Source organism: Streptomyces sp. NPDC087787 (assembly GCF_044743035.1).
Classification (GTDB): Bacteria; Actinomycetota; Actinomycetes; order Streptomycetales; family Streptomycetaceae; genus Streptomyces.
In genome coordinates, this window is sequence record NZ_JBIUVQ010000011.1 from 17668 (window position 1) to 44447 (window position 26780).

Here is a 26780-nt window from a genome sequence, read left to right on the forward strand (position 1 = left end):
GCGTGCCCGGCGGCCGGCGGCCGGCGGGCTCTCACGGAAGGTCTGCTCCGGTGGCCGGCCGCCTGGTGCCGCGACCGGCACTAGCGGATGACGACGACCTTCTGCCCGATGGTCGCGAACATCCACATCGTCTCGCCGTCCGCGCGGGACTCGCGGATGCCGCCGGTTTTGATCGCCGGGTCGGGCGTGGGCCAGGAGCCGTCCACCGCCGCGCTGAAACCGATGACCGCCCCGTCCGTGCTGGTGAACCGCACCACGTGCTCGACGGGGACGCCGTCGGTCCCGGTGATCGCCTTCGAACGGGACACCACCGCGTAGGTCCCCGGCGCCGGGTCGACGTTGCCGGGGCTGACCCTGAAGGTGTTCTGGACCGTCCCGTCCGCGCCGACCAGCCACACCCGGTCGTCGTCCAGTGAGTACACGACCCGCTCGCCGGTTCCGGAGCCGCGGGGCAGGGCGGCAGGGCGCCGATTGTCGCGGGGCGCCTTGGAGGCGCTCGCCGCGTGCGTCGCCTTCGGGCCGGGCCGGCCGGTCGGATTCCGCGGCACGGTCGCCTGCGCCTGGTAGGCGAGGAAGCCGACCGTGAGAACGGCCGCGGCGGTGAGCCCGGCCACGAACCCCGCACTGCTCCGTGCCACGGTCGTCCACCTCCGCATCGGTCGTACCAGCCGTCCCGCGGCGACCGTAGCAGCCGTGATCCGTCCGACCCGGGCGGCCGTGCCGGAGGCGCGGGAGCCGTAGGCTGTTTGCGTGCTCTTGCTCGCTCTGGATACCGCCACCCCCGCCGTCACCGTCGCCCTGCACGACGGTACGGCCGTCATCGCCTCCTCCAGCCAGGTGGACGCGCGCCGGCACGGAGAGCTCCTGCTGCCGGCCGTCGACCGGGTGCTCGCCGAGGCCGGGCTCAAGCTGGACGCCGTCACGGGCGTCGTCGCCGGCATCGGACCCGGCCCGTACACCGGCCTGCGCGTCGGCCTGATGACCGCCGACACCCTCGGACTCGCCCTCGGCGTGCCCGTGCACGGCCTGTGCACGCTCGACGGCCTCGCCTACGCGGCCGACGTCCCCGGCCCCTTCGTCGTGGCGACCGACGCCCGCCGCAAGGAGGTCTACTGGGCCCGCTACGCCGACTCGCGCACCCGGGTCACCGACCCGGCCGTGGACCGGCCCGCCGACATCGCCGACCAGGTCAGGGGCCTGCCCGCGGTCGGCGCCGGCGCGCTGCTCTACCCCGAGACCTTCCCGCAGGCGCACGAGCCCGAACACGTCTCGGCCGCCGCCCTCGCCTCGCTGGCCGCCGAGCGGCTGGCCGCCGGGGAGGAACTGCCCGCGCCCCGGCCGCTGTACCTGCGCCGGCCGGACGCGCAGGTGCCCAAGAACTACAAGGTGGTCACCCCGAAGTGACGGGACAGACGACGACCGGGTCCGCCCGGTGCGTGCTGCGCGAGATGCGCTGGTGGGACATCGACCCGGTGCTGGAACTGGAGAAGGACCTGTTCCCCGAGGACGCCTGGTCCCGGGGCATGTTCTGGTCCGAGCTGGCGCACTCCAGGGGCCCGGAGGCGACCCGGCGCTACCTGGTGGCCGAGGAGGACGGCCGGCTCGTGGGGTACGCCGGGCTGGTCGCCGCCGGCGGGCAGGGCGACGTGCAGACCATCGCCGTCGCCCGCGACCACTGGGGCACCGGACTCGGCTCCCGGCTGCTGACCGAGCTGCTGCGGGCCGCGTCCGCCTTCGACTGCACGGAGGTGATGCTCGAGTGCCGCGTGGACAACGTCCGCGCGCAGAAGCTCTACGAGCGCTTCGGCTTCGAGCCCATCGGCTTCCGGCGCGGCTACTACCAGCCGGGGAACGTGGACGCCGTGGTGATGCGCCTGTCCGACCCGGCAACCTCCGTCAACGGTGTACAAGGAACCGAGATCCATGACTGACTTGAGGGACGAGCCGCTCGTCCTCGGCATCGAGACCTCCTGCGACGAGACCGGCGTCGGCATCGTCCGCGGCACCACCCTGCTGGCCGACGCGGTCGCCTCCAGCGTCGACGAGCACGCCCGGTTCGGCGGGGTCGTCCCGGAGGTGGCCTCCCGGGCCCACCTGGAGGCGATGGTGCCGACCATCGAGCGCGCGCTGAAGGAGGCGGGGGTGGGCGCCCGGGACCTGGACGGCATCGCGGTCACCGCAGGGCCCGGTCTGGCCGGCGCCCTGCTCGTCGGCGTCTCGGCGGCCAAGGCGTACGCCTACGCCCTGGGCAAGCCGCTGTACGGCGTCAACCACCTCGCCTCGCACATCTGCGTGGACCAGCTGGAGCACGGCCCGCTGCCGGAGCCCACGATGGCGCTGCTGGTGTCCGGCGGGCACTCCTCTCTGCTGCTGTCCACGGACATCACCTCGGACGTACGGCCCATGGGCGCGACGATCGACGACGCGGCGGGCGAGGCCTTCGACAAGATCGCGCGCGTGCTGAACCTGGGCTTCCCGGGCGGGCCGGTCATCGACCGGTACGCCAGGGAGGGCGACCCGGCGGCGATCGCCTTCCCGCGCGGGCTGACGGGTCCGCGCGACCCCGCCTACGACTTCTCCTTCTCCGGTCTGAAGACGGCGGTGGCCCGCTGGATCGAGGCCAAGCGGGCGGCCGGGGAGGACGTGCCGGTGCGTGACGTGGCCGCGTCCTTCCAGGAGGCGGTGGTGGACGTGCTGACCCGCAAGGCCGTACGGGCCTGCAAGGACCAGGGCGTCGACCATCTGATGATCGGCGGCGGCGTGGCCGCGAACTCGCGGCTGCGGGCCCTGGCGCAGGAGCGGTGCGAGGCGGCCGGGATCCGGCTGCGCGTGCCCCGGCCCAAGCTGTGCACGGACAACGGCGCGATGGTCGCGGCACTCGGCGCCGAGATGGTCTCGCGGGGCCGCGCGGCCTCCGGCTGGGATCTGTCGGCGGACTCGTCCCTGCCGGTGACGGACCCGCATGTGCCGGGCACCGGGCACACCCACGACCATGTGCACGAGGTCAGCAAGGAGAACCTGTACCCGTGACGGTGGCGCTGATGTGGGAGGCGCGGGCGGTCGCGGGCCGGGGGGAGGAACTGCTCGCCTGGGCGCGGCGGCAGGAACTCGGCCGGCGGCCCCTGCGGCGGGAGACCTTCCGCGCCCCGCAGGACCGGGTGCTCGTCATCACCTGGTGGGACGCGGAGTTCACCGCCGAGCTTCCGGAACTCCCCGAGCCTTCGGGGGACTTGGTCACGCGGGCCGTGCATCGGTGGCGGTTCGAGCCGGTGGGGGACGACCAGGACGGCTGATTGGCCTCCGGCCCCTCCAGTGGTCTATGATCATCACACGCAAGCGGCCAACTGAGGTTCGCAAGCAGTGCGTTGGTGGTCCAAGGAAAGACGCCCCGCTTCCTGCGGGGAAATGCAGGTGCAAGGCCTGCCCGGCGCTCGATGGAACCCCGCCCCCGGTGCAACCGGGGGCGGGGTTTTTTACGGCTTCCGCCCACCCTCCCGCCCGTCTCGGTGAGTTGAGGGATCCCGTCCGCGGGGCTCCGCACCGAACCCCGGCGGGAGCTTTTCCCCTGCATCCCCGCTTTCGGCCGCGCCCCGGACCCCCGTGCCGTCCCAATCGCCGGGTGGGCTGTTTTTTCAGCCCCTCCGGCGATTGAGGACGAGGCCGTTCAGGCCGAAAGCGGGGGTCTGGGGGCGGCAGCCCCCTGGGGGCAGGTCAAGCCGTCGGTGCGGTTTCCGTCTCGCAGCGCAGACGGCGCTCCGCGCCGACCTCCCGTACCGGGCCCGTCAGGGTCAGGTGGGCCGTGTGGCGGACGTCCGACGCCGATGCGGCCAGGCGGAGTTCCAGGGCGCCCGGTTCGACCACGCGCCGGCCCGTGCGGTCGGTGAACGCGGACAGGTCCGCGTGGAAGCGGAAGGTCACCCGGCGGGACTCGCCGGGCTCCAGCTCCAGCCGCCGGTAGCCGATCAGGCGGACGTCCGGGCGGGTCACCGACGCCACCGGGTCGTGCAGGTACAGCTGCACGACCTCCGCGCCGGCCCGGTCACCGGCGTTGCGCACGGCCACGGAGACGTCGTACGAGCCGTCCGTGCCGATCTCCGTGCCGTTCCCGATGACATCGTTGCCCTGGAAGTCCGACCACTCGAACGCCGTGTAGGACACTCCGTGCCCGAACGGGTACAGCGGGGTCGGGTCCAGGTTGCTCACCTCGCCCGCGAGGCCCAGCGGCGGCTGGAGGTACGTCCACGGCTGGCCGCCGGGCCCGCGCGGCACGCTCACCGGCAGCCGGCCCGAGGGGTTCACACGGCCCGACAGGACGCCCGCGACCGCCGGGCCGCCCTCCTCGCCCGGGAAGAACGCCTGGACGGCCGCGCCGAGCCGGCCGTCCCAGCGGCCGAGCGCGTAGGGGCGGCCGGTGAGCAGGACGAGGACCACGGGGACGCCCGTCTCCACCAGCGCGTCCAGCAGCGCGCCCTGCACGCCGGGCAGCGCCAGGTCCGCCACGTCGCAGCCCTCGCCCGACGTGCCCCGGCCGAACAGGCCCGAGCGGTCGCCGAGGACGGCCACGCACACGTCGGCCTCCCGCGCCCGGGCGACCGCCTCCTCGAAGCCCGAGACGTCGGGCTCGGAGACGTCGCAGCCCTCCGTGAACGTCACCTTCGCGTCGGGCAGTTCGCCGCGCAGGGCGTCCAGCAGGGTGGGGATCTCGATGCCCATGGGCACCTCGGGGTGCTGGGTGCCCACGTGCGAGGGGAAGGAGTAGCAGCCCAGCATGGCCAGGGCGTCCGCCGCCCGGGGGCCGACGACCGCGATCCGGGTGTCGGGGGAGAGGGGCAGCACCCCGTCCGGGTTGGCCAGCAGCACCACCGACTCCTCGGCCACCCGGCGGGCCACGGCCCGGTTCTCCGCGGAGTCCAGGTCGATCGACTCGGTGGGGGTGTCCGCGGCCCAGTCCTCGTCCAGCAGGCCCAGTTCGCACTTCTGGAGCAGGACACGGCGGGCCGCGCGCTCCACCAGGGACTCCGCGACGGTGCCGTCCTGGACCGCCGCGACCAGTTCCTTGCCGTAGCACTTCAGCGTCGGCAGTTCGACGTCGATCCCGGCGGCCAGGGCCAGGTGCGCCGACTCGGCCGGGGTGCCGGCGACCCGGTGCAGGGTCCGCAGGAAGTCGATGGCGAAGTAGTCGGCGACCACCGTGCCGGTGAAACCCCACTGGTCGCGCAGGAGTTCGGTGAGCAGCTGCGGGTCCGCGGAGGCCGGGACGCCGTCCGTCTCCGTGTACGCGGCCATCACCGAGCGCGCGCCGCCCTCGCGCAGCGCCATCTCGAACGGCGGGAGCGTGACGTCGGCGAACTCCCGGGTGCCGGCCCGCACGGGGGCCAGGTTGCGGGCGCCCGCCGAGGAGGCGTACCCGGCGAAGTGCTTCAGCGTGGACACGATCCCCGCCGACTCCAGGCCCCGCACGTACGCGCTGCCGATCGTGCCGACCAGGTACGGGTCCTCGCCGGCGGTCTCCTCGACCCGGCCCCAGCGCAAGTCGCGGACCACGTCCAGGACGGGCGCGAGCCCCTGGTGCACGCCCACCGAGCGCATGTCCCGCCCGATGCGGCCGGCCATCTCCTCCACGAGCTCCGGGTCGAACGTGGCGCCCCACGCCAGCGGGACCGGATAGGCGGTCGCGCCCCAGGCGGTGAAGCCGGCCAGGCACTCCTCGTGCGCGACCGCCGGGATGCCGAAGCGGCCGGCCTCGGCGATCCGGCGCTGGGCGCGGGCCAGTGCCTGCGCGCCCAGCGCCGGGTTCACGGGGGCGGTGCCGAAGGAGCGGGTGAGCTGGCCGAGCCCGAGGGTGATCAGCTCGTCCCAGTCGTAGTCCGTGTTCATCTGCTCCTGGTGCGGGGCGACGCCGTCGCCGTCCGTCGCGGCGCCCACCCACACGCCGTAGAGCTGGGCGACCTTCTCCGGGAGAGTCATCCGGGACAGCAGGTCGTCGACACGGGCGGCGGCGGACAGGGCGGGGTCGCGCCAGGGGGCGGTGGTCATGAAACTCCTGTCGGGTCTGTCGCTGAGGGGGGATTCGGCTGCCGCCGGACGGGCCGGGTCACTTGCCGCCCACGCCCATCAGGCCGCCCACGAGGGCCCGCCGGGCCACCAGGTAGACGGCGAAGATCGGGATGCCGGAGAGGACGACGGAGGCGAGCAGCGCGGGGATGTTCACTCCGAACTCGCTGACGTAGTTGAACAGTCCGAGGGTCAGCACGCGCGGGCCGTCGGACTGGGTGAAGATCAGCGGGAAGAGGAAGCCGTTCCAGGCCTGGAGGGCCGAGTAGACGACGACCGTGCTGATGCCGCCCTTGGACATCGGGATGACGAGCTGGAACAGCATCCTGGTGGGGGAGGCGCCGTCCAGTGCCATCGCCTCGTAGAGCTCCTCGGAGATGTCCCGCAGGGTGCCGGTGAGGATGAGTGTCGAGACCGGCATCGCGAACGCCGCCGTCGGCAGGATGACCGCGAGCAGGCTGTCGTAGAGGTTCAGCTTGGCGATCATCAGGTAGAGCGGGACGACGACCGCCTGGGCCGGGATCGCGACTCCGAGCAGGAACATGCGGAAGGCCGCCCCCGACCAGAAGCTGCGGGTGCGGACGGCGACGTAGGCGAGCGGGACGCACAGTACGAGGACGATGGCCACCACCGCCGCCGCCACGGTGATCGTGTTGGCGAGGAGATGGCCGAACCCGCTGTGCAGGACGGTGTTGTAGTTCTCCAGGGTCGGGTGCTTCGGCGGGTCCAGGGCGTTGCCCAGCGACTCGTCCTGCCGGGTCAGCGAGGTCGAGATCATCGCGTAGATCGGGATGATCACGACGACCAGCCAGATCACCGAGCCGAGGCCGGCCAGCGGGTTCCGGCGCCTGGTCCAGTGGCGGCGGCGGTGCGCGGTGGCCGCGGTCACCCCCGCCTCGGGGGCGCCCAGCGGACGGCGCGGCAGCGTATCGTGTGACACCTCGTCACATTCCTTCCCTGGTGCTGCGCATGGCACCGAAGCCGGTCAGCCGGACCAGCAGCAGCGACAGCGCGGTGGCGGCCACGACGAGGAAGGACGCGATGGCGCTCGCGTAACCGAAGTCGTAGCTCTTGAAGCCCGCCTCGTACATCAGGTACGGCAGGATCGCGGTGTCCGTCCCGGGGCCGCCCTGGGTCAGGATCAGGACGGTCTCGAAGTAGGTGAGTGAGCCGACGATCATCAGCACGCTGGACGTGGTCGCCGTGTTGCGCAGCTGGGGCAGGGTGATCGAGAAGAACTGGCGGTAGCGGCCGGCACCGTCGATGGCCGCCGCCTGGTACAGGACCTCCGGGATCTGCCGCGCCCCGCCCTGGTAGATCAGGGTGTGGAAGGGGATGAACTGCCAGCCGCCGACGAAGACGATCGCCAGGAAGGCGCCGGACGTCGAGCCGAACGTGTCCCCGCGGATGATGCCGAAGTTCGGGTCGAGCAGGGAGTAGAAGAGCAGCGCGATCGCCGTCGAGGACAGCAGGAACGGCGTGAAGAAGATCGCGGAGAGCACCGCCCGGTTGCGCTGGCGGCCGGCCGCCCAGACGCCCAGCAGCAGCGAGATCACCGTCTGGAAGGTCCAGCTGACCACGGTGAGCAGCACGGTCACCGTGATCGACTGGGTCAGGCGCGGGTCGTTGAACAGCTTCCGCCAGTTGGCCAGTCCCGCCGGTTCGGGGTCGCCCAGGCCGTTCCACGAGGTGAAGGACAGGTAGAAGGCCAGGGCCATCGGTGCGATGGCGAAGAAGGCGAAGAACAGAACGCCGGGCAGGGCCCAGGCGGCGTGCGGGCGACCGGCCCGCACGCCCTGCCCAGGCCTGCCCTTCGTCCCGGTGGAGACCGTCGAACTCACTTCAGCCCCTGGAGCGCGGATACGAACTGGCTCGGGCTCGACTTGCCCACGAACAGCTTGTTGATCTCGGTGAGCATCGGCGTGGAGATGTTCGGGTCGACCGCCTGGTCCCAGCTCAGGGTGAAGGCGGGGGCCTGCTGCACCATCTCGTACTGGAACCTGGCGAACTCGGGGTTGGGAGCGGCGTCCAGCAGCTTGGCCGCGTTGGACGTGGTCGGGATGTCGCCGTTGGCGATCAGGTCCTTGGCGTACTGCTCGGAGGCGCACTCCTTCAGGAACGCGATCGCCGCGTCCTTGTTGGGCGTACGGTTGTTCACCGACCAGTAGTTGGTCGGGTTGCCGACGACGTTGCGGATGTCGCCGGCGCCGCCGTCGAACTTCGGGAACGGGCACCAGCCCAGGTTCTTCTTGGCGAAGTCCGGGAACTCGCCGAGCTGCGTGGAGTACTCCCACGAGCCCATCAGGTGCATGGCCGCCTTGCCCTTGGCGAAGACCGCCGGCGCGCCCTTGTTGGTGTACGCCACCGAGCTGAAGCCCTGGCCGAAGGCGCCGTCGTCGATGAGCTGCTTGACCGTCTGGGCGGCCTTGAGGACGGCCGGGTCCCCCCAGCCGGAGGCGTCGCCGTTCTTGATCTTCTCGAAGACCTGGGGCCCGCCGATGCGGTCCACCAGGTACTCCAGCCACATCAGTTCCGGCCAGACGTCGGCGCCGCCGAGCGCGAACGGGGCGATGCCCGCCTTCTTCAGCTTGGCGTTGTTGTCGAGCAGCTGGTCCCAGGTGGTGGGCGGCTGGAGCTTGTGCTCGGCGAACATGGCCTTGTTGTAGAAGAGCATCACCGGCTGCATGCCGCGCATCGGGACGCCGTAGTTGCGGCCGCCGAGCGCCCCGGCCGCGAGCACGGAGGGCAGGAAGCCGCTCTTGAGGACCGGGTCGGACCCGATGGTGTCGGTGAGGTCGATCAGCTGGCCCGCGTCCTTGTACGCCTTGATGGAGCCGCCGCCCCAGTTGAAGAACACGTCCGGGGCGTGCGGCGAGCCCATCGCGGTGCGCAGCTTGGCCGGGTAGTCCGAGCCCGGCACCTTCTCCAGCTGGATCCTGCCGTTCGCCTTCTTGGCCGCGGCGGAGGCGTTGAACCGCTTGACGGCCGCGGACTGCACCTTCACCGCGTCGTCGCCGTACACCATCGCCGTGAGCGTGTCGCCCGAGCTGCCGGAGCCGCTGCCGGTGCCGCAGGCGGTAAGGCCCGCGGTGATGAGGGTGGTGGCGCCGGCGCCGAGAAACCAGCGCCTGCTGTAGGACTCCATGTGACGGCACCTCTCACGAATGTCGTGTTCCGAATGTTCGTCTGGCCGAACTCTTCGAGTTGCCGAATGTTTCGTATGGCACTTCGAATGTTCCGGGAACCTAAAGCGGTCGAGGGGGTTCGTCAAGGGGTCGCGCAGAGATACGATCGCGAGCATGAAGCCGACGAAGACCGCAGGAACGCAGACCGCGACGCTCGCCGAGATTGCCCGCGAGGCCGGTGTGTCGGCTCCGACTGTTTCGAAGGTTCTCAACGGTCGTGCCGATGTCGCCCCGGCCACCCGTTCCCGGGTCGAGGAGCTGCTGCGGGCACACGGCTACCGGCGCAGGCGGGCGGAGGCGACCCGCTCGCCGCTGATCGACGTGGTCTTCCACGAGCTGGAGAGCGCCTGGGCGATGGAGGTCATCCGGGGCGTGGAGAACGTGGCGCGGGACGCGGGGCTGAGCGTCGTGCTCTCCGAGAGCGCGGGCCGGCTCACTCCCGGGCGGACCTGGGCCGACCAGGTCGCCGCCCGCCGGCCGCACGGCGTGGTCCTGGTGCTGTCCGGGCTCGACGAGTCCCAGCGGGCGCTGCTGACCAGCCGCTCCATCCCGTTCGTGGTGATGGACCCGGCCGGCGACCCGGGCGCCGACGTGCCCTCGATCGGCGCCACCAACTGGCAGGGCGGCCTGGCCGCCACCCGGCACCTGGTGGAGCTCGGACACACTCGCATCGGCGCCATCAGCGGGCCCTCCCGGATGATGTGCAGCCGCGCCCGCGTCGACGGCTACCGGGCCGCGCTGGAGACGGCCGGACTGCCGGTGGACCCGTCGCTGATCGTGACCGGCGACTTCCACCACGAGGCCGGCTACCGGCTCGGTCTGAAGCTGCTGCGCCGCGAGGACCGGCCGACCGCCGTCTTCGCGGGCAACGACCTCCAGGCGCTCGGCGTGTACGAGGCGGCGCGCGAACTGGGCCTGCGCGTCCCGGAGGACCTGAGCGTGGTCGGCTTCGACGACCTGCCGGTGGCGCGCTGGGTCGGGCCGCCACTGACGACCGTGCGCCAGCCGCTGACGGAGATGGCCGAGGCGGCGGCGAAGCTGGTCCTCGACCTCGGGCGCGAGGAGGACGCGCCGGCGGCGACCCGGGTGGAGCTGGCCACGAGTCTGGTGGTGCGCAGCAGCACGGCGGCGCCCGCGATGTGAAGCCCAAGTGCCCATAGGTTCGGGGAAGATGAGATTTTCCGAAGAAATCGGTCATGGGCGCCTCCCTCTGTCGGGTTCCGCGTGAGTCGGACGTATGTTCCTCCCCGTGAGGGGACACAACAGGGGACATGACAGCGGCCCGGGCGACGGCGGCAGCGACAGCGGGGACGCGGGCGGAGGAGCCGGCCGGCGGTCACGGGCCCTGAAGGCCGTGGGGCTCGGTCTGACGGGCGTCCTGGTGCTGGGCGTCGCGGCGGTCGGCGTCGCGTACTGGCACCTGAACCAGAACATCAAGGGCGTCGACATCAACAGCGCGCTCGGGGACGACCGCCCGCCCAGACCGCTCAGCGCGCCGTCGGCGGACACGGCCGATCTGCCCAGCGGGGCCCTCAACATCCTGGTCCTCGGCTCGGACTCGCGCAGCGGCGCGCAGAACAAGGAACTCGGCGGCGGCGACAGCGAAGGCGCCCGCTCCGACACCGCGATGATCGTGCACATCGACGCGGGCCGGACCTCGGCCACCGTGGTGAGCATCCCGCGCGACACGCTGGTGACCCGCCCGTCCTGCCCGGTGGAGTCCGGCGGTTCCACGGCGGTGGCCCACTACGCCATGTTCAACAGCGCGTACTCGGTGGGCGGTCCGGTGTGCGCGGTCAAGACGGCCGAGACGCTCACCGGCATCCGCATGGACCACTACGTCGAGATCGACTTCTCCGGCTTCGCGAAGCTGGTGGACGCGATGGGCGGGGTCACCGTCACCACCGAGCTGGACATCGACGACGACAAGAGCCATCTGCGCCTGAAGGCCGGCACCCACCATCTGGACGGCACCGACGCCCTCGCCCTGGCCCGCACCCGGTACGGCGTGGGCGACGGCAGCGACCTGGGCCGCATAGGTCTCCAGCAGACACTGGTCAAGGCGCTGCTGGAGCAGATGTCCGACTCCGGTCTGCTGAACGACCCCGCCGGGCTCTACCGGGTCGCCGACGCGGTGACCGGCAGCCTGACCACCGACACCGGCCTCGACTCGCTGGGCGAGCTGACGACCCTCGGCGAGAGCCTGCGGGGCCTGTCGGCGCAGAACGTGAAGACGGTGACCATGCCGGTGGTGACGGCCCCGTGGAACCCCAACCGGGTGGTGGCGCAGGAACCGGACGCGGAGGCCCTGTGGACGTTGCTGCGGTGACCTTTGTCCACGGACCCCTCTGACCTGCTGAAACGTCCTGCGGGAAAAATCTCCGAAGAAATTCCGGGGAGTGTGTCGATTCCGCCGTCCCCTGTTCGACGTACGGGGTGAGAGGCGGGGAGAGGCCCCGCCGGCCGGCCGAGGAGTCACCGATGCCGCGTTACCTGTCGCTTGTGAAGATCGACGAGAGCACCGTGCCCGCCGAGGGGCCCAGCCCCGAGCTGATGCAGCGGATGGGGGAACTGATCGAGGAGGTCACCAAGGCGGGAGTGATGCTGGACACCGCCGGGCTCATGCCGTCCGCGCAGGGCACCAGGGTGCACTGGGAGGGCGGGCGGATCTCCGTCACCGACGGGCCCTTCACGGAGTCGAAGGAGGTCGTCGGCGGCTACGCGTTCATGCAGTGCAAGGACATGGCGGAGGCCGTCGAGTGGGCCAAGCGGTTCCTCAAGGTGCACGAGGAGTTCTGGACGGTGACGTGCGAGGTGCGCGAGATCGCCGAGGGCTGAGTGCTCCTTGGCCCAGGGCCGCCGGGGGTGTTCGATGGTGGGTTGTGGAACAGCAGCACGCCCGGCCCACCGAACCCCCCGGCGCTCTGGAGGAAGACCTCGAGACCGTCTTCCGGCTGGAGTCGCCGCGGGTCGTCGCGGCCGTCGCCCGGATCGTGCGGGACGTCGGCATCGCCGAGGAGCTGACGCAGGACGCCCTGGTCGCCGCGCTGGAACAGTGGCCCCGGGACGGGTTGCCGGGAAACCCCGGAGCCTGGCTGATGACCACCGCCCGGCGCCGGGCCGTCGACCTGGTGCGCCGCCGGGAGCGGTACACGCGCAAGCTCCAGGAGATCGGCCGGAACCTGGAGGAGGTCCCGCCGCCCGAAGAGCCCGCGGCCCCGGACGACATCGACGACGACCTGCTACGCCTGGTCTTCACCACCTGCCACCCCGTGCTGTCCGCCGAGGCGCGCACTGCCCTCACCCTGCGACTGCTCGGCGGCCTGACGACGGCCGAGATCGCCCGCGCCTTCCTCGTGCCCGAGTCGACGGTCGCCCAGCGGATCGTGCGCGCCAAACGCCTTCTGGCCCAGCGGAACGTCGCCTTCGAGGTGCCGTACGGCCCCGAGCGCGAAGCCCGGCTCGGCTCGGTCCTCGGCGTCATCTACCTGATCTTCAACGAGGGGTACGCCGCGACGGCCGGCGACGACTGGCTGCGCCCCGGGCTGTGCGAGGACGCGCTGCGCCTGGCCCGGCTGCTGGCCGGCCTGATGCCGAAGGAACCCGAGGCGCACGCCCTGGTGGCCCTCCTGGAGTTCCAGGCCTCCCGCGCCGCCGCCCGCACCGGTCCGCACGGCGAACCGGTGCTGCTCAAGGACCAGGACCGCCGCCGCTGGAACCGCATGCTCATCGCCCGTGGTGTCGCCGCGCTGGCCCGCGCCGACACCACCGGGGCCCCCGGTCCGTACGCCCTGCAGGCCGCCATCGCCGCCTGCCACGCGCGCGCGTACACCTACGAGGAGACCGACTGGCCCGCCATCGTCACCCTGTACGCCCTCCTGGCCGCCCGGTCCCCTTCCCCCGTCGTGGAGCTGAACCGCGCGGTCGCCGTCTCGATGGCGGAGGGACCGGCCCCGGCCCTGGAGATCGTCGACGCCCTGGCTGCCGAACCCGCCCTGCGCGCCTACCACCTGCTGCCCAGCGTCCGCGCGGACCTGCTGGCCCGTCTCGGACGCACGGCGGAGGCGCGCGCCGAGTTCGAACGGGCGGCGTCCCTGGCCCGCAACGAGCGGGAGCGGGAACTGCTGCTGAGGCGGGCCGCCGAGAACGGCTGAGGGCGCCCCGGCGGGGTGGTCGCCGCCTTTCGCGGGCGTCAGCCCGCCGGGTGGCCGATCAGCATGGTCGGCGCCCCGGCGACCCGGGTGAGGAACACCGTCGCCGCGTTCCTGCCGTGCGGCTTCGGAAGGACCTTCCTGCGCAGTTCCTCGGGCTCCACCGCCGAGCCCCGCTTCTTCACGGTCAGCGCGCCCACCTCGCGCTCCCGCAGCAGAGCCTTGAGCTTCTTGACGTTGAAGGGCAGCCGGTCGGTGATCTCATAGGCGGTGGCGTAGGGGGTGGGGCGGAGCCGGTCGGCGGTCACGTACGCGATGGTCGCGTCGATCAGGCCGCCGTCGAGCTCCTGGGCGGCCTCGGCGACCAGGTGGGCGCGGATGACGGCGCCGTCGGGCTCGTACAGGTAGCGGCCCGGGGTGCGGACCGCGGGGTCGGGCAGGCCGCGGCCGCGCAGGGTGCGCGGGCCGGGCAGCAGGGTGGCCCTGATCAGGCCCGGCTCGGTGCCGAACCACAGCACCGCCTCCTTCACGTCCCCGCCGTCGGAGATCCACTCGGCCTCGGCCTGCGGCGGGACCAGCTCGTGCGGGATGCCGGGGGCGATCTTCAGGGCCGCGCGGGGCGCCCGGAGCGCGGCGCCGACGGCCCAGGACAGCGGCGGCGAGTACGCCTCCGGGTCGAAGACGCGAGCGCCCCTTCCTCCTCCCGCTCTGCGGGCCGGATCCACGAACACCGCGTCGTACGACGCCGTGTCGACCTCCGTGACGTCCGCCTCCCGCACCTCGATCAGGTCCGCCACCCCGAGCGCCTCGGCGTTCGCGCGGGCCGCGGCGGCGGTCAGCGGGTCCCGGTCCACGGCGAGGACCCGGATCCCGGCGCGGGCGAGGGCGATCGCGTCGCCGCCGATCCCGCAGCACAGGTCCGCGACCGAGGTCACCCCCGACTCCCGCAGCCGGGCCGCCCGGTAGGCCGCCACGCTCGACCGCGTCGACTGCTCCACCCCGTTCGGCGTGAAGAACATCCGCCCCGCGTCCTCGGCCCCGAACTTCGCGGCCGCCCGTTGCCGCAGCCGGGCCTGGCCGAGCGCCGCCGACACCAGTTCGGCGGGGTGCTCACGGCGCAGCCGGGTGGCGACGGCGAGTTCGTCGGCGGGTTCGGTGCCGCGCACCTCGTCGAGGAGGGCGCGGCCCTCGGGGGTGAGCAGCGAGGCGAAGGCGTGGAGGTGGTCGTTCACCGGCTCATTGTGGGCCAGTCGGTGGATGGTGTGCCTCCGGCCGCGGTGTCGCCCCTGCTTCCGTGCGGTGGGCCTGCGAGGATCCGGCGCCATGAGGCTTGTAGGACAAAACGATAAAAAGAGTCCTGAAAGGTCCCCGACGTGCCGGAACCGGATCCGCGGCGGACTCGCGGTGCTCGCCGTCGCCACGCTCGCCTCCGGCTGCTCGGAGCCGGCGGCACAGGTGCGCCCGGCCCCCGGCCAGCCGCGCCACCATGCGCCCGCCGCCCCCGCCCTCGGCTCCTACGCCGACCGCCTGCACACCTCCTACGCGCAGCGGGCGGCCACCGCCAGGCGCTGGGGCCTGGAGCAGGTCCCGCTGATCCCCCCGAAGCCGCCCACGAAGAAGCTCAGGGCCACCGCCCGCGCCGGTTTCGAGGTGAACCACCAGGAGGACTGGAACCTGCCCCCGGTCTTCACCACGGTCCCCACCAAGGACAAGGTCGTCTTCCTCACCATCGACGACGGCGCGGAGAAGGACCCGGAGTTCCTGCGGATGATGCGGGACCTGAAGATCCCGTACACCGCCTTCCTCAGCGACTACCTGATCAAGGACGACTACGACTACTTCCGGAAGATGCAGGCCTCGGGGGTCACCCTCAACAACCACACGCTGCACCACCCCTACCTGCCGGGCCTGTCCTACGAGGAGCAGCGCCGGGAGATCTGCGACACGCAGGACATCATGGAGAAGCAGTTCGGCAAGCGCCCGAGGATGATGCGCCCGCCCTACGGCAACTACAACCAGGACACCCTGCGCGCCGCCAAGTCCTGCGGCATCGAGTACGCGCCGATCTGGAACGAGGAGGTCTACGTCGACCACTGGGAGTTCCGCGAGGACGACCAGCGGCTGCGTCCCGGCGACATCGTGCTCACCCACTTCCGCGGCCGGGGCGAGTGGAACGGCACCATGGCCGACGACATGCGCCGGTTCCTGAAGAAGGTCACGGCCGACGGGTACGCGGTGGCCCGGCTGGAGGACTACCTGTGAGGCTGCGGCCCCTCAGGTCCCGGCACGTGGCGGTGGCCCTGCTCGCCGCCTCCCTGCTGACCGGCTGCGCCACGTCCGTCGACCCCCTCGAACGGCTCGGCCGCAAGGCGGCGCAGGGCGTACGGTCGCCGAGCCCGGCGGCGGCCGACCAGGCCTACCGGCGCTGGGGCCTCAGGGCGCCGCTGCCCGCACCGCCGAAGCCGCCGGCCCGCCCGGCGCGCCGCGCCGGCGCCGGCCCGTCCGCCGGCCTGCCCGAGGTCGTGGACCGGATCGCCACCTCCGACCCGGTCGTCTTCCTGACCTACGACGACGGCGCGGAGAAGGATCCGCGGTTCGTCGACATGGTCCGTGAACTGCGGCTGCCGGTCAGCATGTTCCTCACGGACAGTGTCGTCGGACCGGGGTACGGGCACTTCGCGCACCTGATGTCGGTCGGCGCGGACCTCCAGAACCACACCCTGGACCACCCCTCGCTGCGCGGGCTGCCCTACGCGGGCCAGCGCGCCGAGATCTGCGGCCAGCGGGACAAGATCCGCTCCCGCTTCGGCGTCACCCCCCGCCTCTTCCGTCCGCCCTACGGCAGATACGACACGACGACCCTGCGCGCCGCCGCCGGCTGCGGGGTCTCGGCCGTCGTCCTGTGGCGCGCCGCCACGACCGACACCGGCCTGCGCTTCAGTCACGGCCCCCGCGAACTGCGCCCCGGCGACATCCTCCTCGTCGCCTCGGACGACGACGACCTCGACGGCCCGCCCCTCCGCGACCGCACGACCCGCCTGCTCCGCACCATCCAGGAAAAGGGCCTGACGGTGGGCCGCCTGCAGGACTACCTCTGAGGTCCGGTCTCAGGCGGGCTGAGCTTCCAGGCCGAGTCCGGCATCAATAGCCCGTCCGGCGCTTGAGGACGAGGGCCGTTCAGGCCGATCCGGGGGTCCGGGGGCGAAGCCCCAGGGACGCCCGCACACACCCACAGCACCGGGAACACACGTTCCCCGAACGCACCCCACCCGCCGACGCGCCACGAGGCAATTGGCACTCCGCTTGACCGAGTGCTAATCGCGGTCATAGTCTCAGGTCTGGCACTCCCCCCTGGAGAGTGCCAACACAGCGACGGGCAGGTCCGGCACCCGCGACGACGGATCGACCTGGTCGCCACCTCAGACAGTTAACCCCGTGAGATCTCCGAAGGGGGAGGTCGGATCGTGACGACCGCCAGCACCAAGGTTGCCATCAAGCCGCTCGAGGACCGCATCGTGGTCCAGCCGCTCGACGCCGAGCAGACCACGGCCTCTGGCCTGGTCATCCCGGACACCGCCAAGGAGAAGCCCCAGGAGGGCGTCGTCCTGGCCGTGGGCCCGGGCCGCTTCGAGGACGGCAACCGTCTTCCGCTCGACGTGAAGGTCGGTGACGTCGTGCTCTACAGCAAGTACGGCGGCACCGAGGTGAAGTACAACAACGAGGAGTACCTCGTCCTCTCGGCTCGCGACGTTCTCGCGATCATCGAGAAGTAGTTCACCCGCTTCTTCACGAAGCCGAAGCAATTCTGCTTGAGCTGCGCCCCTGGCCCCCCGCGACCGATAAGAAGCCGGGCGCCCGGGGCGCAGTGTCTTTCCACCAGATTTCGAGAGGGCTCCCGCTGCCATGGCGAAGATCCTGAAGTTCGACGAGGACGCCCGTCGCGCCCTCGAGCGCGGCGTCAACAAGCTTGCCGACACGGTCAAGGTGACGATCGGCCCCAAGGGCCGCAACGTCGTCATCGACAAGAAGTTCGGCGCGCCCACCATCACCAACGACGGCGTCACCATCGCCCGCGAGGTCGAGATCGACGACCCGTACGAGAACCTCGGCGCCCAGCTGGTGAAGGAGGTGGCGACCAAGACCAACGACATCGCGGGTGACGGCACCACCACCGCCACCGTGCTCGCCCAGGCGCTCGTGCGCGAGGGCCTGAAGAACGTTGCCGCGGGTGCCTCCCCGGCCGCTCTGAAGAAGGGCATCGACGCCGCGGTCAAGGCCGTCTCCGACGAGCTGCACGCCTCGGCCCGCCCGATCGACGAGAAGTCCGACATCGCCGCGGTCGCCGCGCTGTCCGCCCAGGACCAGCAGGTCGGCGAGCTCATCGCCGAGGCGATGGACAAGGTCGGCAAGGACGGCGTCATCACCGTCGAGGAGTCCAACACCTTCGGTCTGGAGCTGGACTTCACCGAGGGCATGGCCTTCGACAAGGGCTACCTGTCGCCGTACTTCGTCACGGACCAGGAGCGCATGGAGGCCGTCCTCGACGACCCGTACATCCTGATCCACCAGGGCAAGATCTCCGCCATCGCGGACCTGCTCCCGCTCCTCGAGAAGATCATCCAGGCGAACGCCTCGAAGCCGCTGCTGATCATCGCCGAGGACGTCGAGGGCGAGGCCCTGTCGACCCTGGTCGTCAACAAGATCCGCGGCACGTTCAACGCCGTGGCCGTCAAGGCCCCCGGCTTCGGCGACCGCCGCAAGGCGATGCTCCAGGACATGGCGGTCCTCACCGGTGCCACGGTCATCTCCGAGGAGGTCGGTCTCAAGGTCGACCAGGCCGGTCTTGACGTCCTCGGCTCCGCCCGCCGCGTCACCGTCACCAAGGACGACACCACGATCGTCGACGGCGCCGGCAACAAGGACGACGTGGTGGGCCGCGTCTCCCAGATCAAGGCCGAGATCGAGAACACCGACTCCGACTGGGACCGCGAGAAGCTCCAGGAGCGCCTCGCGAAGCTGGCCGGCGGCGTGTGCGTGATCAAGGTCGGCGCCGCCACCGAGGTGGAGCTGAAGGAGAAGAAGCACCGTCTGGAGGACGCCATCTCCGCGACCCGCGCCGCGGTCGAGGAGGGCATTGTCTCCGGTGGTGGCTCCGCGCTCGTCCACGCCGTGAAGGTCCTGGAGGGCAACCTCGACAAGACCGGCGACGAGGCCACGGGTGTCGCGGTCGTCCGCAAGGCCGCCGTCGAGCCGCTGCGCTGGATCGCCGAGAACGCCGGCCTCGAGGGCTACGTCATCGTCTCCAAGGTGGCGGAGCTGGAGAAGGGCAGCGGCTACAACGCCGCCACCGGCGAGTACGGCGACCTGGTCAAGGCCGGCGTCATCGACCCGGTCAAGGTCACCCGCTCCGCCCTGGAGAACGCCGCCTCCATCGCCTCCCTCCTGCTCACGACCGAGACCCTGGTCGTCGAGAAGAAGGAAGAGGAAGAGCCGGCCGCGGCGGGCCACGGCCACGGCCACGCCCACTGAGCGCTCCGCTGAACTGAGCCGAACCGCCGGTGCCCGGCGCCCCTTCGGGGGCGCCGGGCACCGGCGTTTGGGCTCCTGCCCCCCGGGGTTCCGATGCCGGGTGCGGCCCGACGGTGGTTGCTCGCGCAGTTCCCCGCGCCCCTTACGGCCGGCGTTTGTGCGGATGGCCGTACGCGGTTGATGTGACCGAGGGGTGGTAGGGAGCCGTGGTGCTCCCTACCACCCCTCACTCATGTCCGTGGGCCGGTCACTCGCTCTTCTTCGGGCGACCGCGAGTCTTCTTCTCGGGACGCCAGTTGACGAGGTCGGACTCGGAGAGCTGGCGTTCCGTACGGCCTGTTTCGAGGGCGGCCTGGAACTCCTCGGCGGGGTTGCCCTCCCACTCCTCGTCGTACTCGCCGTACCACTGGTGGACCCAGGGCAGCACCTCGCGCAGTCCGGCGAGGAGAGGCACGAAGCGGGGGTCCTCCTTGGCCCAGCCACCGTTCTCGACGCGGTCGCGGATCATTCCGACGAGGGCGTCGGCCTGGTCGCGGTGGTTCCAGCCGGCCCAGCCGAGCAGCAGGGAGCCGTCGGCTTCGGGGGAGGCACCGGGGTAGGAGATGAAGCGCTCCTTGGGCACGTCGAGCTTGCCGCGGTGGGACCAGTAGGAGTGCTTGAGGAAGTCGGCGCTGGTGTACTTCGGCGGCACCTTGATGTCGAGCCGTTGCCCGGTCCGGTCCTCCTCGCGCTGCTGCTCCCAGACCTGCTCCCACTGGGCCCGCTTGCGCAGACCGGAGTCCTTGTAGCGGAGGGCGGCGAGGTACGGAACGTGCTCGGGCTCGATCAGCCGCACCTCTCATCCTGCCCGCCGGCCCCGCGAACGCCGCGGACGCGCCGATTCCCCAGCGACCCCCCAGGGCCCGCCGTCCCATCCTGCCAGGTCCCCCCGACCCCCGACCCGGCTTGGCGTCTTCGGTGAGGACACCCCAAGGGAGGGCGAGTGGGCCATCGCCATCGGGTCCGGTCGTCGACGGCCGACGGACGCGGAGCCGCCAGGATGCGCCGGTGCGTGGCCGGCCCGCGCCTCAGCAAGCCATCCGTCATCTCCCCGCCGGGGGCCGCCATCGTTCGCCTGCGAAGCGTACGAGCGCGTCGTGCAGTTCGGGCGGGGTCGTCGCCTCGTCCGGATCTCCGGTGGGGCTGTCGAGCGGCCACAGGGCGATCAAGCCCGTGCTGTTGACACGGATCCGCGGCCCCGGAGTGATCTCGGGTCTCAGCCGCAGGTGGAGCATGACGGTACCGTCGTCCTTGCCGAGCGGCGGTTCGTACAGCCGTGCCGAGACCTCCGTGACGTCCCACCACTCGAAACGTATCGTTCGCTTGCCCATCGCGTACTCGATGCCGCCATGGTCCAGGCGCAACTCGGCCCTGCGCCAGGTGAGCGGCGGGATCAGCAGGTCCAGGACGGGTGGAAGTGCCACGAAGAAACCCACGGTCAGCCAGGCGTTGGGGTCGTGCCAGGCGTCCTGGACGGCGGCGGCGCCGGTCCACAGCAGGGCCAGCGTCCACATCGCCACGTACATGGCCGGCCACCCCCTGGGGTGCCGGAGCCCGACGTAGCCGGGGATGCGTGCGGACTGCGGGGTGCTGCTCGCCGCAGGAAGCGGGCGGACCGGCCAGGGCGCGCGGGTGGTGGCGCGTCGCCGACGGGGCGCCGGGGTGCCGCTGCCGCGCCGGCCGGCCGCGAGGCGTGCCTGGAGTTGGGCGTGGCGGAACTGGTAGACGCCGCCGACCTGCCGCAGCAGGCCCACCCGGCGCGCATCCTCGAGGAACGCCATGGTCGACCACGGCAGCCTCCCCAGGCTGGCGAGCGTCACCTTCGCGAGCAGCCACTGCGTCCAGGGGCTGAGGGCCACCATCACCGCAGCCGCACCCGCGGTTCCGGAGAGCCAGCTGCCGAGCAGCACGGTGCGGTCGGGGACCCGGACGATGTACAGGGTGCCGATGGCCCCGATCACCGGCGCGACAGCCAGCAGCATCAGCACCGTGCTGGCCCGCTCGCCGCTCAGCAATGCCCGCGGTCCGACGGCCTGCGCGGTGTCGGCAGGCGCGCCGACGACCATCATGAGCAGCGCCGGAACGATGAAGCCCAGCGCCAGAAGCGGTTCGTCCCTGGTCAGGAGAAGGGCGACGGGCGCCAGGAACACGACGAGCCAGAACAGGCCCGGGATACGGGAGCGGTGCCTGCCGAACGCGGCGAGCCGGCGGGGCAGAGGCCCCTTCCACAGCTGCGAGAGCAGCAGGAGTATGCCGCTCATGATCCCCAATAACGTGGCGACCGTGGCTCCCGCGGCTACCTGCAAGCCCAGAAACGGATCGCCTCCCGTGAGCCAGTCCTGGAACCACGAGGAGCCTGTCATCAGCAGGACGTAGCCGGCCAGCAGTGCCGGCGCCTTGAGGACCGTCGGCGGCTTCGCGCGGTGCAGCTCCCACCAGGCGAAGTCCCTTGTCTTCATCGCGGTGAGATGGGCCGCGAGGAAGCCGAGGGCACGCTGCGCCTGCGCGTGCCTCCACTCGCGTACCGGGTGGGGCTGGTGGGGCGAGGCCGGTCCGGAGGGGAACGCCGCGGGAACAATGGAGTCGAGCAGGTGCCGCTCGACGGCCGCCGCGTCGGGGAAGCGGGACTCGTCCGCGAGCTCGCCGGGGTCGGCGTCCGGGTGGGCGTACACCGTGCGGGCCAGCCACAGCATGAGCGGGGACGAGAGGGCTCTGGCCGCCGTGGCATCGGGGTGGTGCGTGAGGTGGCCGAGGAGCACCTGCCACTGCCGGGTGCGCTGCGGATGCGAGGAGCCGCGCAGGTACTCCGCCGCCGCGGCCCCGTCCACGGGCTGTGCCCTGATCACGGCCGCAGCCTGCAACACGGCCTCCTCTTCGACGAGTTCGGTGTACTCCGCCGTGCGGGAGGTGAGGATCAGCGGTGCGCCGTCGGCGCCCGCCCTGTTGAGCCCGGCAAGCGCCGCGGACCGGAGCGGGCGAGGCAGTTCGTCCAGGCCGTCGAGGACCGGCAGTACCCGCCGGTCGCGTACCAGCTCGCGGATCCGGGTCCGGTCGAGGTCCCTGGACAGGCCCACGTATTCCTCGTGGATGCGGCGCGCGAGCCAGACGTCGAAGTGTTCCTTGCCGGCGTCCCAGGACGACACCAGCAGCGGTACGGGGACGGGCCGCGTCGCGTCCTGCAGGCTCAGCAACTGCAGCGTGAGCAGGATCGCCAGGGACGTCTTGCCCGCGCCGGGAGCACCGATGATCACCAGGCGCCGGGCGGGCAGAGCCTGGAAGGCGGCGGCGAGTTCGGTGAGGCCCGCAGTGCTGCCGGTGACGTCGGCGCCGATGTGCTCGCGATGGTCGGAGACCGTCCAGTCGGCCAGCCAGCCCACCGCGAGCCTGGCGCTTCCGGCCAGGCCCAGGGCCCCCGCCTCGTCCCGCCACTGGGCGAGCACCACGCGTGCCAACTCGGCGGCGGCGCGGTCCTGCGCCGTCTGCGGCGGCGGCAGATGCAGGTGTACGGCACCGAAATCCCGGCCCTGGATCACATACGTCGCACTGCCGCCGGAGAACACGTTGTGCACGTCGCCCCGTGACTGCTCCGACATGGCCGCTCAGCCGGTCTTTCTCTGCGGCCTTGAGGAAGGCTCCACCCCGTACACCCCCATCACATTCGCGTTGCGTTCAGGTCCTGCCCCAACACCCGGCCTTGGCAGACCCGCCCGGGCAGGACGGCACAGGGAGGCGGGCTGCTGGTTCCCTCTCAGGATGCCGTAGCCCAGCCGGGCCGGCGTCGCCTTGTGTCATGGCTGGTTGAAGGTGACGGGGCTGTGGAAGTCCCGACCCATGACGACGGTGCTCTGCGTGCCGCCCGTGATCCGGTTGTGGACGTCTCCCGCACCGGTTCGCGTCGCAGCGTCCTCCGCGGCGCCTCGCCAGGCCGTGAGGTCCGCGCGGAAGGCGCCGTCGTACATGGTCCGCAGCGCCGGCACGCGGGCGAGCGCACGCGCACGCTCCGCGCTCTCGGCCTGCTCCTCCAGGGCCGCGAACTCTGCCTCCCTACGTCCTCCCACGGGAGGACGTTCTCCAGTTCCGCGAAGGTCGCGCTGTCCACGACGTGCCCCTGCACGACCAGATCGCCGTTCTCGCCCAGGTAGACCGTGGGGCAGCCGTTTCCGCCCGAGTCCTGGTCCTTGTGCGGTTTGGTGAGTTTCATCCTCGCCGCCTTCTGGATGACAATCTCGGTTTGCGCAAGGGTTAAGTTGAACGGGTGTGTGCTGTCCGGGCCGAAGGCCGCTCAATCGGTCCGCTCTCCGGCCGTGGTGTCCGGCGCGGGTGGAGTACCGAACGTGACGGGACCATGCAGATCCCGGGCCTGCAGGAGGTTTCCCTGGGAGCCGCCGCTGACGGTGTTGCGCACGTTTCCGGTCCCTGTGAGCGCCGGACTCGCCTTGTCCAGCCATGTCGCGAGGGAGCTGGCGAAGTCGGGGTCGTGAGCTGCCCTCCGCTGCAACGCGTCGGCAAGCGCCTGCGCCCGGCCCGTGTCCTGAGGGCGCCCCTCAAGGCCCTCCAACTCCCTGATTCCCGGAGCCGGTTCCTCTGGCCGCGTCTGATCGCCACGTCGGAACGGCTGACGCACCAGCCTGCCGAGCGCCGCCCACGCCTCCGTGCCCGCGGCACCTCCGGCGCCGCTCACGAGCGCCACGAGAAGCGCTGCCGAAATCGGATCCACCCGATCTCCACCCCCTGCTGATTACGGACCGTAGGGGATGTATAGCAGCTCGCGCTCCCCCTGTCCCGAGCTCTCGCGGAAGCCTTTCGGCGATGCGCAGCACCGGCTCGCTGCCGTCCTCGCGGGCCGACACGTAGACGGAACGGGCGGCCGGCGCACGGTGGTAGAGGGAGCGGTTGTGCGCGTAGCGGACCGCCTCGGCGAGCTGCCGCACCAAGTCCAGCCGCAGCAGCGGGGTGAGCTGCCCTCCGTACGCGTCGAGGTAGGCGTCGAGCCGTAGGTCGGATTCGCGGTGTCGGAAGAGGATCGCCGGGCCGCCCTGGTGCTCGCGGATCTGCGCCGCCTGCACGATGCCGCGGTGGTTGATCCCCTGGAGCACCTGGTACTCACGGCGGGCCGCGCGGTCCACCTTCGCCCGCTGCTCGTCGGAGGCGGCCTGCCCGGCCAGGTATATGCGGACGCGTCCGCCCTCCTGCACGAGGCCGTCGTTCCGCACGGCCAGCCGGTCCTCCCAGCCAGGACCGGCGTCGAGGGCGCGCGGCTCGAGCTTCCAGTCGTCGCCGAAGCGCAGGTGAGCGGTGGAGTGACTGATGCCGATCTTCTGCATCAGCAATTCGAGGCGCTGGCCGACGACCGGGGTGATGCGCCAGCTCTCCCGCTCCGGTCGCCGGCCGAGCAGGTCGTCCCAGATCTTCGGCAGGCCGCTCGTGCCCTCGTTGCGCCCGTAGACGGCGGTGCGCTGGAGGTCGTCCAGCCCGCTTACCAGACCCGGGTCGTGGAGGAAGACCGCGGGCTTGATGAAGGGGACCTGTCGCGGGTCCATCCCGAGGGTGCGGGCGGCCCGCTCCAGCTGCCCCTTCAGTTCCTTCGCCTTGAGGTCCGTCAGGTGCAGCGGGTTGCGCAGGGTACGGACCCGGTCGTCACCGTGGAACTGCCAGGTGTCACCGTGGTTCACCACCTGGCCGGGATGCCCTTTCAGCTCCAGGAGATAGAGGCCGCCGGGGACCGCGATCAGGAGGTCGCACTCGTTGATCCGGCCGGAGGCGCCGGTGAACCGGAACGTCGCCCACGCCCGGTACGGCTCGGTCCTCGGCATCAGATTCCGCAGGTGGTCCAGCCCCTCCTGCTCCCATCGGAACCGGGACCGCCGCGGCTGGAACCATCGCTCACGCGGAGCGGGGGCTGCCGGCTTGGGAGCAGCGGGCACCGACCACCTCCGATATACGGGCCGTAAGAACGGGGGCGGCAGTGGAAGAGACTGTGATCGCGCAAACGAGGGGTGGCAAAAAGCCGCCGTCCTTTTTACGTCTCCAGGGACACGCCCCTCGTCTCCATTGCCACCGCGATCGACACCACTGCGCACACCGCCGATACGACGCCGGCCAAGCAGCAGGGTCGCTTCCACACCCCGCTGCTCAAGGACCAGCGGGGTCGAGAATCCTGTCGGGTGCCGCCGTCCGCTTTCGTGCCACTCGGTGAGTCCTGTCCTTACTACCGCTCCAACTCGTCCAGCGCGCCGAGCTGTTGCAGCAGTCCCAGCTGGTCGTGCTGCCACCACAGTTCGGTGACCTTGCCGTTGTCGCCGAAGCGGAAGACGGTCATGCCGGTCATGGTGACCCGCTTGCCGGTGGGGGCGATGCCGAGGAACTCGCCCCGGTGCGTGGCGGTCCAGGTCCAGCGGGCGCAGACCCTTTCGCCCTGCGCCATCAGGTCCTCGACCGTGAAGGAGGCGTCGAAGGCGTCGCGCCACATGCGGAAGTCGCGGCGGATGGCGTCCAGGCCGATGGTGACCTGGGGGTTGACGGGGTCGTGGCTGTGGCAGTCCTCGTCGATCAGGTCGTTGAGCGGTGGCAGTTCACCGGCGGTCGTCAGGGTGCCGTAGAAGCGGCGTACGAGGGTCGCGCGGAGCGGCTCGTCCCGCACGACGTCCAGGTCGGTGAAGGTGGGCAGTTCGTCGCAGAGGGCGACCAGGCCCCGGAAGACCTCGTCGGTCTCCGGCAGGTTCGAGGTCCGCATCGCCTCCTCGTACGACGGGAACTCCACCAGTTCGACGACATGGGCCTCGTCCGAGCGGTCCTTGCCGACGACCGCGTGCGTCGCGGTCCGCCTGCCCCCGGTCTTCTCCACCCAGCTGTCCAGCAGCCGGTTCATCTCCTCGAACCGGCTCGTCCTGCAGTCGATGAGCTGTACGAAGGTCATGACGCGCCTCCGGTCCCCTGGCCCGGTCCGGTTTTCCGTCGGTGCCATTCTCCCACCGGGGCGCCTGGGTCACCTCCGTACCGTCACCGCGGTCCGTACTTGCGGCCCGTCTTCGAGGTGATCCCGCCCAGCAGGCCGCGCGGCGTCACCTTCACCAGGCCCATCAGCGCCTTGTACCGCGGATCCGGGACGGACAGGGTCTTGCCGTGGGCCAGGTCCGTCAGCGCCGCCGCGACCAGCTTGTCCGCGTCCAGCCACATCCAGTTCGGGATGTTGTCCGTGCCCATGCCGGCCCGCTCGTGGAACTCGGTGCGCACGAAGCCGGGGCACAGCGCCATCAGCCGTACACCGCTGCCGGCCAGGTCGCGCGCCGCGCCCTGGGTGAACTGCACGACCCACGCCTTCGACGCGCCGTACGTGCCGCGCGGCACGAAGGCGGCCACCGAGGCCACGTTCACGACCCCGCCCCGGCCGCGCTCGCGCATGGCCGAGGTCGCCGCCGACGTCAGCCGCAGCACCGCCTCGACGTGCACCTTGATCATCCTGAGCTCGTCGGCCATCGACACGTCCAGGAAACGGCCCTTGTTGCCGAAGCCGGCGTTGTTGACCAGCAGGTCCACGGGGTCCTTGCGGTCGCCCAGCCGGGCGGCGACCGTCTCGATGCCCGCGTCCGTCGCCAGGTCGGCCGTCAGCACCTCCGCCTCGATGCCGTGCCGGTCGTGCAGCTCGGTGGCCTGCTCCGTCAGGCGGGCGGTGTCGCGCGCCACCAGCACCAGGTTGTGCCCGTCGGCCGCCAGCCGCCGCGCGAAGGCGGCGCCGATGCCCGCGGTCGATCCCGTAATCAGAGCCGTTGTCATGCCGAAAGGTTAGTGGCCCCCGGCGCCTTGTCCCGATCTCTGCTCAGGC

At 71.4% G+C, this 26780-nt stretch carries 24 protein-coding genes; 12 read left to right on the top strand and 12 right to left on the bottom strand.

Going from position 1 to position 26780, the window contains the following annotated elements:
• Nucleotides 1-80: 80 nt before the first annotated feature.
• The gene (locus ACIOWN_RS18635) at nt 81-656 is read right to left on the bottom strand and encodes a hypothetical protein (protein WP_362346617.1); all 576 of its coding nucleotides are present in this window, start codon (nt 654-656) and stop codon (nt 81-83) included.
• Between the two features lie 94 nt (nt 657-750).
• Between ACIOWN_RS18635 and tsaB the strand changes: the two genes are divergently transcribed.
• From tsaB to ACIOWN_RS18655, 4 genes are read left to right on the top strand one after another with little or no spacing between them, the layout of a single operon-like run.
• Nucleotides 751-1404 (top strand): tRNA (adenosine(37)-N6)-threonylcarbamoyltransferase complex dimerization subunit type 1 TsaB, encoded by a 654-nt coding sequence (gene tsaB / locus ACIOWN_RS18640; protein ID WP_362346616.1) that lies wholly within the window; start codon nt 751-753, stop codon nt 1402-1404.
• On the top strand, nt 1401-1931 hold the full coding sequence (gene rimI, locus ACIOWN_RS18645; protein ID WP_383733274.1) for a ribosomal protein S18-alanine N-acetyltransferase: 531 nt from the start codon (nt 1401-1403) through the stop codon (nt 1929-1931). The genes tsaB and rimI overlap by 4 nt, the downstream gene beginning before the upstream one ends.
• Nucleotides 1924-3030, top strand: coding sequence for a tRNA (adenosine(37)-N6)-threonylcarbamoyltransferase complex transferase subunit TsaD (tsaD, locus tag ACIOWN_RS18650; RefSeq protein ID WP_362346613.1), 1107 nt, complete (start codon nt 1924-1926; stop codon nt 3028-3030). Before rimI ends, tsaD begins: the two co-directional genes overlap by 8 nt.
• Nucleotides 3027-3293 (top strand): hypothetical protein, encoded by a 267-nt coding sequence (locus ACIOWN_RS18655; protein ID WP_401982786.1) that lies wholly within the window; start codon nt 3027-3029, stop codon nt 3291-3293. The genes tsaD and ACIOWN_RS18655 overlap by 4 nt, the downstream gene beginning before the upstream one ends.
• A gap of 418 nt (nt 3294-3711) precedes the next feature.
• On the opposite strand, the gene ACIOWN_RS18660 is transcribed toward ACIOWN_RS18655, so the two are convergent.
• From ACIOWN_RS18660 to ACIOWN_RS18675, 4 genes are read right to left on the bottom strand one after another with little or no spacing between them, the layout of a single operon-like run.
• Nucleotides 3712-6036 carry a glycoside hydrolase family 3 N-terminal domain-containing protein gene (locus ACIOWN_RS18660; RefSeq protein ID WP_401982787.1) on the bottom strand — a complete coding sequence of 775 codons (2325 nt, stop codon included), beginning with the start codon at nt 6034-6036 and terminating at the stop codon, nt 3712-3714.
• A 58-nt stretch (nt 6037-6094) separates the two neighbouring features.
• Nucleotides 6095-6994: a carbohydrate ABC transporter permease gene (locus ACIOWN_RS18665; protein ID WP_401982789.1), complete on the bottom strand. Its 900-nt coding sequence runs from the start codon at nt 6992-6994 to the stop codon at nt 6095-6097.
• Between the two features lie 4 nt (nt 6995-6998).
• Nucleotides 6999-7895: a carbohydrate ABC transporter permease gene (locus ACIOWN_RS18670; RefSeq protein ID WP_100569785.1), complete on the bottom strand. Its 897-nt coding sequence runs from the start codon at nt 7893-7895 to the stop codon at nt 6999-7001.
• Nucleotides 7892-9199, bottom strand: a complete 1308-nt coding sequence (locus ACIOWN_RS18675) for an ABC transporter substrate-binding protein (RefSeq protein ID WP_401982791.1) — start codon at nt 9197-9199, stop codon at nt 7892-7894. Before ACIOWN_RS18675 ends, ACIOWN_RS18670 begins: the two co-directional genes overlap by 4 nt.
• Before the next feature lie 154 nt (nt 9200-9353).
• Here ACIOWN_RS18675 and ACIOWN_RS18680 point away from each other — a divergent pair, with 154 nt between their 5' ends.
• The 4 genes from ACIOWN_RS18680 (at nt 9354) to ACIOWN_RS18695 (ending at nt 13393) form a co-directional block, all read left to right on the top strand.
• Entirely contained in the window at nt 9354-10382 is a 1029-nt protein-coding gene (locus tag ACIOWN_RS18680) for a LacI family DNA-binding transcriptional regulator (RefSeq protein ID WP_401982793.1), read from the top strand.
• A gap of 94 nt (nt 10383-10476) precedes the next feature.
• Nucleotides 10477-11568 carry an LCP family protein gene (locus ACIOWN_RS18685; RefSeq protein ID WP_401982795.1) on the top strand — a complete coding sequence of 364 codons (1092 nt, stop codon included), beginning with the start codon at nt 10477-10479 and terminating at the stop codon, nt 11566-11568.
• A gap of 152 nt (nt 11569-11720) precedes the next feature.
• The gene (locus ACIOWN_RS18690; RefSeq protein WP_100569789.1) at nt 11721-12077 is read left to right on the top strand and encodes a YciI family protein; all 357 of its coding nucleotides are present in this window, start codon (nt 11721-11723) and stop codon (nt 12075-12077) included.
• Between the two features lie 44 nt (nt 12078-12121).
• Nucleotides 12122-13393 (top strand): RNA polymerase sigma factor, encoded by a 1272-nt coding sequence (locus ACIOWN_RS18695; RefSeq protein ID WP_401982797.1) that lies wholly within the window; start codon nt 12122-12124, stop codon nt 13391-13393.
• Nucleotides 13394-13431: 38 nt separating this feature from the next.
• Here ACIOWN_RS18695 and ACIOWN_RS18700 read toward each other — a convergent pair whose 3' ends face one another.
• Entirely contained in the window at nt 13432-14640 is a 1209-nt protein-coding gene (locus ACIOWN_RS18700; protein WP_401982933.1) for a methyltransferase domain-containing protein, read from the bottom strand.
• A 73-nt stretch (nt 14641-14713) separates the two neighbouring features.
• Between ACIOWN_RS18700 and ACIOWN_RS18705 the strand changes: the two genes are divergently transcribed.
• The 4 genes from ACIOWN_RS18705 (at nt 14714) to groL (ending at nt 18919) form a co-directional block, all read left to right on the top strand.
• On the top strand, nt 14714-15652 hold the full coding sequence (locus tag ACIOWN_RS18705; protein WP_401982798.1) for a polysaccharide deacetylase family protein: 939 nt from the start codon (nt 14714-14716) through the stop codon (nt 15650-15652).
• The gene (locus tag ACIOWN_RS18710; protein ID WP_362346591.1) at nt 15649-16488 is read left to right on the top strand and encodes a polysaccharide deacetylase family protein; all 840 of its coding nucleotides are present in this window, start codon (nt 15649-15651) and stop codon (nt 16486-16488) included. Before ACIOWN_RS18705 ends, ACIOWN_RS18710 begins: the two co-directional genes overlap by 4 nt.
• 366 nt (nt 16489-16854) lie before the next feature.
• Nucleotides 16855-17163: a co-chaperone GroES gene (gene groES / locus ACIOWN_RS18715; protein WP_100569792.1), complete on the top strand. Its 309-nt coding sequence runs from the start codon at nt 16855-16857 to the stop codon at nt 17161-17163.
• Nucleotides 17164-17293: 130 nt separating this feature from the next.
• Entirely contained in the window at nt 17294-18919 is a 1626-nt protein-coding gene (gene groL / locus ACIOWN_RS18720; protein ID WP_362346589.1) for a chaperonin GroEL, read from the top strand.
• Nucleotides 18920-19166: 247 nt separating this feature from the next.
• Here the strand turns inward: groL and ACIOWN_RS18725 are convergent, their stop codons facing one another.
• The 6 genes from ACIOWN_RS18725 to ACIOWN_RS18750 form a co-directional block, all read right to left on the bottom strand.
• Nucleotides 19167-19754, bottom strand: a complete 588-nt coding sequence (locus ACIOWN_RS18725) for a DUF7008 domain-containing protein (protein ID WP_401982800.1) — start codon at nt 19752-19754, stop codon at nt 19167-19169.
• A gap of 247 nt (nt 19755-20001) precedes the next feature.
• The gene (locus ACIOWN_RS18730) at nt 20002-22551 is read right to left on the bottom strand and encodes an NACHT domain-containing protein (RefSeq protein ID WP_401982801.1); all 2550 of its coding nucleotides are present in this window, start codon (nt 22549-22551) and stop codon (nt 20002-20004) included.
• A 195-nt stretch (nt 22552-22746) separates the two neighbouring features.
• Nucleotides 22747-23016: a hypothetical protein gene (locus ACIOWN_RS18735; protein ID WP_362346583.1), complete on the bottom strand. Its 270-nt coding sequence runs from the start codon at nt 23014-23016 to the stop codon at nt 22747-22749.
• Nucleotides 23017-23502: 486 nt separating this feature from the next.
• Entirely contained in the window at nt 23503-25233 is a 1731-nt protein-coding gene (locus tag ACIOWN_RS18740) for an NERD domain-containing protein (protein WP_401982803.1), read from the bottom strand.
• Nucleotides 25167-25874 (bottom strand): ester cyclase, encoded by a 708-nt coding sequence (locus ACIOWN_RS18745; RefSeq protein ID WP_401982805.1) that lies wholly within the window; start codon nt 25872-25874, stop codon nt 25167-25169. Before ACIOWN_RS18745 ends, ACIOWN_RS18740 begins: the two co-directional genes overlap by 67 nt.
• 83 nt (nt 25875-25957) lie before the next feature.
• Complete coding sequence (locus tag ACIOWN_RS18750; RefSeq protein ID WP_401982806.1) at nt 25958-26731, bottom strand: SDR family NAD(P)-dependent oxidoreductase; 774 nt, start codon at nt 26729-26731, stop codon at nt 25958-25960.
• Nucleotides 26732-26780: the final 49 nt, after the last annotated feature.